Source organism: Actinomadura sp. HBU206391, assembly GCF_014323665.1.
Classification (GTDB): Bacteria; Actinomycetota; Actinomycetes; order Streptosporangiales; family Streptosporangiaceae; genus Actinomadura_C.
Window position 1 is genome coordinate 1 of sequence record NZ_JABVEB010000261.1, and the last position, 7,150, is coordinate 7,150.

Below are 7,150 nucleotides of genomic sequence, written 5' to 3' on the forward strand. Positions count from 1 at the left end.
GCAGATCGCCGCGACGACCGCCGCGGCCAGCACCAGGGTCAGCACGACGGCGATCACGGCGGAGCGCCGGTGCAACAGCACCGAGAGCGTGCCGCGGCGGACCAGGGCCCGGCCTGGTGGCCGCAGCGCCTTCGGCATCCTGATGGCGGTGTTCGTCATCCGGCAACCACCCGCTTGCCGCGCACCAGCAGTACGAGAGCGGGGACGCCGATCAGCGCGGTCATCGCACCGGCGGGGACCTCTTCCGGCGGGAACAGCACGCGTCCCATGACATCGGCCACCAGCAGCAGACTCGACCCGAGCAGCGCCGACAGGCACAGGACCCAACGGTGTGCGGCTCCCACGAGCAGCCGCGCGAGGTGGGGAGCGGCCAGTCCGGCGAAGGCGACCGGTCCGGCGGCCGCTACCGCCACGCCCGTCAGCAGGGTCGCGCCGAGCGCGCCCAGCACCCGGATGACCGCGACCCGCTGGCCGAGCCCGCTGGCCATGTCCTCGCCCAGCGCCAGCGCGTCCATTCCCCTGGCGACGGCGAACACCAGGAGCACCCCCGCGATCAGGAAGGGGAGCATCTGTGCGGCCATCTCCAGTGACCGCCCCCCGAGGGCCCCCACCTGCCAGAACCGGTACTGATCAAGAGTGGCCGCGTTGGTGGTCAGCACGGCGCTGGTGACCGAGGCCATCAGTGCCGAGAAGGCGGCGCCCGCCAGAGCGAGCTTGACCGGGCTGACCCCGGAACGTCCGCGTCCCGCGATCGTGTAGACGATGACCACGGCGAGGATCGCTCCGGCGAACGCGAACCAGACGTACTCCTCCAGGCTCGACACACCGAACACGGCGATCGCCACGACGACGGCCATCGCGGCGCCCTGGCTCACCCCGAGGATTCCGGGCTCGGCGAGGGGATTGCGGGTGATGCCCTGCATCACCGTCCCGGCGAGCCCCAGTGCCGCGCCCACCGCCAACCCCACGACCGTGCGAGGCATCCTCAGCGTCCGGACGACCACCGCCTCTTCGGAATGCCCGCCGTGCAGGAGCGCGTCCACGACCGTGAGAGGGCTGATCCCCCGGCTGCCGACGGCGAGGCTCAGCAGAACGGCGAGCAGCAGCAATGCCGCGGCGCCGATCAGCCACCCCGTACGGCGGGCCGCGGTGCGGCTGACCGGTCCGTCGGCGCGACCGGCCCGGCCGACGGCGCGCTCAGGCGCGAGTAGCGACTGCGATGTCATGGAGCACCACCCGAGCTGCTGCGGGGCCGGAGTTGTAGTACCACGGGTCCTCGTCGATCTGAACGGCGTTGCCCGCGTGAACGGCCGGCAGCCTTCGCCACAGCTCACCGGTCTGCACCGTCTGGGCGCCCGTCTTGACGTCACGGCGGCCCATCGCCGAGTAGAAGATCCAGGTCGCGTTGACCTTGTTGACCTGCTCGTCGCTGAGGTCCCGGGACATTCTCGAGAACCGCTGTGACGGCGGCCGGCCGAGCCCGATATCGGCCGCGATGCTGCCCGGGAACGACGAGGTGCCGAACATGCGACTCCGCCCGGGCGCGAAGCGCACTATGGAGACCGTCGCGTCGTCACCGATGCGGCCCGCCAGCGCCGCGGCGTCGCGCTGGAACGCGCCGATGACCCCTGATGCCTGTTGATGGCGCCCGAGTGCCGCGCCGATCATGAGCAGGTCCCGCTTCCAATAGATGCCGGTGCCCTGTGCGGCAACGGTCGGAGCGATCCGGGAGAGCTTCGGATACAACTCGGCGACCATGTTGTTCATCAAGATCAGGTCGGGCCGGGCGGCGATCACCGCCTCCAGGTTCGGCTCGATCCGGGTTCCCAGATTCACCATTCCGGCGAGCGCGCGACTGTGCTCGGGGAATGCCTTCGCGAGATAGGCGGGCACCAGTTCGGACCTGGCCGCCGTCGTCGCGGCCACCGGCACCGACCCGAGCGACAACAGCCCGTCCAATTGGCCGGAGCTCAACACCACGATCCGCTTCGGTGCGGCAGGGATCTCCGTCGTGCCGAGGAAGTGCGTCACCGTTCGGGGGAACACACCATCACCCTGCGCCGAGCCCATCGCCGCAGGCAGGTCCGTCGGCGCCGCAGCCGGGCCGCCGGCCGCCGGTCCTCGCCGCCAGGGTCGGTCAGACCCCGCCGGCGCCGACGTGGACGTCCCGGCGCAACCGGCGAGAAGGCAGGCCATCGCCGCCGCGTGAATGGCGGCAGTTAGGCGAGGTAAAGGCATGGCGGATCTCCCGTGGGACTCCTATGTAGGGCTGGACTGGCTTCGGCGACCAGCCGCGGCTCGGACCTGATCCGCGCTGCGCGGGTGCGAACCCGCGGAGTGCCGACGCGGTTTTCGCGACGCACCAACAGTGATCATTTAATTGGAAGTCGCGACGTCACACTTCACATGCCACATCGGTCACGGCGGCAAACTCCTCCACCATGACTTGGACGCAATAACAGCAGGCCGTGGCATTCCGGCCGGGAAATCATGGTGACGGCACCACGTCCAAACAGGGAGGATGCTCGTCATGTCGCTAAGATCCCGATTCAGTAGACATCGCTCCGCCGAGGTGTCCGATGCGGACCTCGACCGGCCATCGGCGATCTCCTGCTGAGGGACGCCGCCGACATGAACCGTCCGGCCGACCTCCTGCCGCGCCGCGACCGCTCCGGCGACATCTCCGCGCCGCACGCGCCGCACCGATCTGGCCGACCGGCCCCGACCGGCTCGCGTCGGACGGGCACCGCGCCCTCGCCGACCTGGCCACGGCCGCCGCTCGGGTCATGTCGCCGTACGCTGTGGGGATGATGACCCTGCGCCCGGACGAGAACCTCGCGACCTGCGCGCGCTCACAACGACCGGTGACCACGACCGGTGACCAGGTACGGAGGGAACGCGGCCGGCGATCGGCCGGCCCTTCCGAAGAGCTCGGAAATCAGCTGTCAATAGCAAGAAATATATGCGCTTAAAGCGGAAAGACTTGCCAAGTGGAGGCCGGAAATGCCGACTTCGTGCGCCAACAGCGGAATGTGCTGGCGGCGAAAAACAGCGGCTTCCGAGGTCAGGAGGGTTAACGTCGGTATTGATCGAATGCACGACCGTCCCACGTACCTGAGGCAGGTAATGCGGTGAAGACGTTCTACCCTCCGAGCGACGCCGGCACGAAGCTCGCTCCGAGGAATGTGTACGATTCGGCAACCGAGGCGTCGATCGCGCCGCAGACCGAGCAGGTGTTCCAGCGCCTGCTGCGCAAGCGCATCATCTTTTTGGGCCAGGAGGTCGACGACGAGGTAGCCGCCAGGATCTGCGGCGAGATGCTGCTGCTGTCGTCCGAGGACGCCAAGCGCGACATCCACCTCTACATCAACTCGCCCGGCGGCTCCGTGACGGCCGGTATGGCGATCTACGACATCATGCAGTTCATTCCGAACGACGTGGCGACGCTGTCGATGGGCTTCACCGCCTCGATGGGACAGTTCCTGCTGTGCGCGGGGACCACGGGTAAGCGTTATGCCCTCCCGAACGCGCGTATCCTGATGCACCAGCCGTCCGGCGGCATCGGCGGCTCGGCCTCCGACATCAAGATCCAGGCAGAGCAGATGCTGTTCACCAAGCGCGTCATGCAGGAACGCATCGCCCACCACACCGGCCAGTCGGTCGAACGCATCGAGGCCGACTCCGACCGCGACCGCTGGTACACCGCCGATGAGGCCAAGGAGTACGGTTTCGTCGACCACGTCGTGCGGAACGCCGCCGAGGTCCCGGCCGAAGCCCCGTCCACCGCTACCCGAACCGAGGGGCAATGAGCACTCACCCGATCGAAGGCCGCTACATCCTCCCGTCGTTCGTCGAGCGGACCTCGTACGGGGTCAAGGAGATGAACCCGTACAACAAGCTCTTCGAGGAGCGGATCATCTTCCTCGGCGTCCAGATCGACGACACCTCGGCCAACGACGTGATGGCCCAGTTGCTGACGCTGGAGTCGATCGACCCGGACCGTGACATCAGCATGTACATCAACTCCCCCGGTGGCTCGTTCACCGCGATGACGGCGATCTACGACACGATGCAGTTCGTCAAGCCGGACGTCCAGACGGTGTGCATCGGCCAGGCCGCGTCGGCCGCGGCCGTGCTGCTCGCCGCCGGGGCTCCCGGTAAGCGCGCCGCGCTGCCGAGCTCGCGCATCCTGATCCACCAGCCGGCGATCGAGGGCAACCACGGGACCGGAAGCGACCTGGAGATCCAGGCTCGCGAGATCATGCGGATCCGCGAGCAGCTCGAGGACATCCTGGCCCGGCACAGCGGCAAGAGCACCGAGGAGGTCAGCCGGGACATCGAACGCGACAAGATCCTCACCGCCGAGGAGGCCAAGACCTACGGCCTGATCGACGACGTCTACGCGAGCCGGAAGAAGAACCCGGTTCCGGCCTGAGGGGCGGGCGACCGACTCGCTACGGCGAAATTTCGCAGGCGGCGCCGTTCAGAGTGAAGAGCCCTGGCGTCGGATTGGCCCCGCCCGCGGTGGTCGCGTTGAAGCCCACCCGCACCGTGGCTCCGGGCATGATCTTGGCATTGTAGGTCTCGTTCCTGGCGGTGACCACGGCACCGGCCTGCGTTACCTTGCCCATCCATGCCTCGCGGACCTTCTGGTCGCCGACGAACGCGAAGCGCAGTGTCCAGCCGTCGACCGGGGCGCCGCCGGTGTTGGTGATCTCTGCCTGCGCGGTGAACCCGCCGCCGCCCGCCCAGGCGCCGTAGTCGGCGTACCGCACGCGGCAGGTTCCCGGCCGTGGCGCCCCGGCGTCGCCCTGGTCGGCCAGGAACGACGCCGCCCAGGCCAGCGCCGAGTTCCAGTTGATCGCCACCTCGTTCGTCGCGTACGAGTCGATGTGGTCGACGTAGCAGAACTGCGGCCTGCATCCCGCCAGGAGTTCTGCGGCGTACGGGTCGTTCAGGCCGGCGTTGGCTCCCCCGGCGAGCGAGCCGGCCGGCGGCTCCGGCAGCGCGGGGTCCAGGTCGTGGGCGTACATCCGGCTGTGCTGGTGGCGTGAGCTCTGCTCGCCCCATCCGGTGACGTACGACTGGTTCAGCGCGTTGCGGCCGAAGACGTAGTCCATGCCCCGCAGGGCACCGTCACGGTAGGCGGTGTCACCGGTCAGGTCGTAGGCGGTGGCGATGACCACGACGTTGTTGATGATGTTGCTGTTGGAGCCCCAGAAGTAGGCCCCCGGACCACCCGGCAGCGGCAGCCCGTAGGCCTGGCCCTGGGCCGTCTGCAGGTAGCCGTCGGCGGCGGTGACGACCGACCGGCGCAGGCGCTGCCGGTCCTCTGCGGGAAGTCCGCTGGGGACCGTCGCCAGGTCGAGGCGGCCGAGTGCGGCGGTCTGCGGCCAGCCGAAGCCGGTGGCCTGGAAGACCTCGCCGGTGTGGTGCGGCGACGCCGTGAGGTCGGTGCGGTAACGGTCCTCGCCCGTGGTCAGGTACAACTCGGCCGCGGCCCAGTAGAACTCGTCGGAGACATCGCCGTCGGCGTAGGACCCTCCCCCGTTGCCGTCCGACTCGGACGCGTAGACGGCGGGATGCGCCTTCGCGGCGAGATAGGCGACCTTGGCCGAGGAATGGCACCGGCGCGCGAACGCCGCGTCGTACGGTCCGAAGACGCGAGCGCACTGGGCCGCGGTGGCGGCGAGGTTGAGCGTCGCGGCCGTCGTGGCCGGGTGCAGCTCGCGCGGCTCCGGATCCTCGTGCGGCGCCATCGGCAGGCCGGTCCAGTTGCGATCGTGGATCTTGTGGTGAGCCATGCCCGCCAGCGGCTCGCCCGCCGGCACCTGCATGCGGAGCAGGAACTCCATGCTCCAACGGGCCTCGTCGAGCACGTCGGGAACGCCGTTGCCCCGCTCTGGCACGCGCAGCGACCCGTCGCGGAGCGCGGTGCCGAAGTCGCCGGTCACGGCCGTCTTGGTGCGCTCCGCGATGTTGAGCAGCTGGTAGGTGGCGATGCCGCCGTTGACGACGTACTTGCCCTGGTCGCCGGCGTCGTACCAGCCACCGCGCACGTCCAGCCGGTGGTCGCAGACGCCCTGCTGGCACGGCACGTCGGTGTCGCCGGTGTTCGGCGGCACCCCGAGGTGGCCGGCCGGACGCGCGTACTCCTGCCCGGCCAGGTCGCCGTCGATGGCGATGCCGCTGCGCTGGATGTAGAAGAACCGCAGGGAGTCCGACCGCAGCCGGTCGTACAGGCCGGCGGAGACGTCGAAGGGATGGCTGGTCTCCCCGTCCGCGACGAGCGTGTACCCCTTGCCCGCCCGCTTCAGCACGCCGAAGTCGATCGAGTGGACGTTCTGACCCGAGGCCTCGTCGACGCCCCGTGGCGTGGACCGGCCCGAGGCGGCGACCTCGCCCGCGGAGTCCTTCACCTGCCAGTCGAGCGGGTCGGTCGCGGTGGTGACGACCGTGGCGTCCTTGGGCCCGTCGGGCAGATAGCCGACCTGGTTGACGCGCACCCGCGGCCCGGTGTCCGGGGTGTACGGCGGCTGCTCGACCCCGCCGGTCAGCGACACGTCGTCCAGGCAGAAGGTGTACTGCTCAGCGGACCCGCCCAGCTGGAAGGCGAGCTGCCCCTGCTCGGTGTCGGCGTTCCCGGTGAAGTCGAAGGAGAACGTCCGGCGTTCGGGCGTGAGCGCGACCCTCTGGTCGGTCGCGGCCGTGTACGGCGGGTCGGCGAGCTGTACGGCGACACGGATCGACACCGGCGCACTCGCCGTGGCCAGGAAGGACAGCGTGTAGTCGGAACCGGCGACGAGCGGGAGGTTCTGGAGCACGCCGGCGTCCCAGAGGTTGGCGAGGCCGCCCGGTACGACGGAGCACAGTTCACCGTCGGTCACGCCCGTCGACGTGGTGCCGTAGGAGGTCCATGCCGTGGTGCCCTGGGCGAAGTCCCCGTTGCGCACCTGCTCCGGCCCGGGCGCCTCGGCCGCTGCGGAAGCCTGGGTCGACATCGTGAGAGCCAGTGCCGCCAGCGCCGCGAGCGGCACCTTGAGAGCCCGGTAGACCTGACACGTCATGGCGTCCTCCGCGGGGTGGGCGGCACGTCACGTCACGGTGGCACAAGGTCGGCGACAAGTCCATGGGAGCGCTCCCAGAATCC

General features: G+C 69.4%; 5 protein-coding genes. 2 read left to right on the top strand and 3 right to left on the bottom strand.

The annotated features are described in order from the left end of the window. Positions 1-155: 155 nt before the first annotated feature. Positions 156-1,226: a FecCD family ABC transporter permease gene (locus tag HKK72_RS33440; RefSeq protein WP_187238422.1), complete on the bottom strand. Its 1,071-nt coding sequence runs from the start codon at positions 1,224-1,226 to the stop codon at positions 156-158. Then, entirely contained in the window at positions 1,198-2,046 is an 849-nt protein-coding gene (locus HKK72_RS33445) for an ABC transporter substrate-binding protein (protein ID WP_222721461.1), read from the bottom strand. The genes HKK72_RS33440 and HKK72_RS33445 overlap by 29 nt, the downstream gene beginning before the upstream one ends. A gap of 1,139 nt (positions 2,047-3,185) precedes the next feature. Here HKK72_RS33445 and HKK72_RS33450 point away from each other — a divergent pair. After that, complete coding sequence (locus HKK72_RS33450) at positions 3,186-3,809, top strand: ATP-dependent Clp protease proteolytic subunit (RefSeq protein ID WP_187238424.1); 624 nt, start codon at positions 3,186-3,188, stop codon at positions 3,807-3,809. Continuing rightward, positions 3,806-4,435: an ATP-dependent Clp protease proteolytic subunit gene (locus HKK72_RS33455; RefSeq protein WP_187238425.1), complete on the top strand. Its 630-nt coding sequence runs from the start codon at positions 3,806-3,808 to the stop codon at positions 4,433-4,435. Before HKK72_RS33450 ends, HKK72_RS33455 begins: the two co-directional genes overlap by 4 nt. A 19-nt stretch (positions 4,436-4,454) precedes the next feature. Here HKK72_RS33455 and HKK72_RS33460 read toward each other — a convergent pair whose 3' ends face one another. Then, complete coding sequence (locus HKK72_RS33460) at positions 4,455-7,067, bottom strand: glycoside hydrolase family 9 protein (RefSeq protein WP_187238426.1); 2,613 nt, start codon at positions 7,065-7,067, stop codon at positions 4,455-4,457. Between the last annotated feature and the right edge of the window lie 83 nt (positions 7,068-7,150).

What these genes read in the sequence shown, in the direction of transcription:
- HKK72_RS33440 (WP_187238422.1), bottom strand. Translation starts at nt 1,226, where the DNA reads ATGACATCGCAGTCGCTACTCGCGCCTGAGCGCGCCGTCGGCCGGGCC.
- HKK72_RS33455 (WP_187238425.1), top strand. Translation starts at nt 3,806, where the DNA reads ATGAGCACTCACCCGATCGAAGGCCGCTACATCCTCCCGTCGTTCGTC.
- HKK72_RS33460 (WP_187238426.1), bottom strand. Translation starts at nt 7,067, where the DNA reads ATGACGTGTCAGGTCTACCGGGCTCTCAAGGTGCCGCTCGCGGCGCTG.